General features: G+C 66.6%; 1 protein-coding gene. It reads right to left on the bottom strand.

The window, feature by feature from the left end:
- A partial coding sequence (locus AWB67_RS39160) for an ATP-binding cassette domain-containing protein (protein ID WP_143746857.1) occupies window positions 1-429 on the bottom strand: 429 nt, incomplete at its 3' end.
- Between the last annotated feature and the right edge of the window lie 175 nt (window positions 430-604).

Here is a 604-nt window from a genome sequence, read left to right as displayed (position 1 = left end):
AATGCGCACTTGCCGCAGCAGGTCGATGGCGCGCGCCTCGCGTTCTTCGCGGCATTTGACGCCGTCGCGATAGCGGAACATCTCGGTAATCTGCCGTCCGATCGTCAGCAGCGGATTGAGCGAGGTCATCGGGTCCTGAAGGATCATGCCGATCTCGCGGCCGCGCAACGCATTCAGTTCGGCGGGCGTCTTGCCGCGCAGGTCGTGACCGTCGAACAGGATGCGGCCTCCGGTCACGCTCACGCCGCGCGGTGGCAAGCCCAGGAGCGAGAGGCACGTCACGCTCTTGCCGGAACCCGACTCGCCGACGAGACCCAGCGTGCGGCCCGCGCGCACGGAAAAGCTCACGCCATCGACGATCCGCACTTGCCCTTCGGAAGACCGCGCTTCGACCACGAGGTCGTCGATTGCCAGCACCGCGCCGTTCATCGCCAGTCTCCACCGACGCCATCGCCGCGTTGCAGGAATTCTCCGATGCGATTGCTGCTCAGCACGGTAGCGATGAGCACGAGCCCCGGCAGGGCGGAGAGCCACCACGCGGTATCGAGATAATTGCGGCCCTCGGCGATCATGCCGCCCCACGAAGGATCGGGCGGCTGCACGC

This window comes from Caballeronia terrestris, from assembly GCF_001544515.1.
GTDB classification, from domain to species: Bacteria; Pseudomonadota; Gammaproteobacteria; order Burkholderiales; family Burkholderiaceae; genus Caballeronia; species Caballeronia terrestris.
This window is presented reverse-complemented; position numbering and strand designations above follow the sequence as displayed.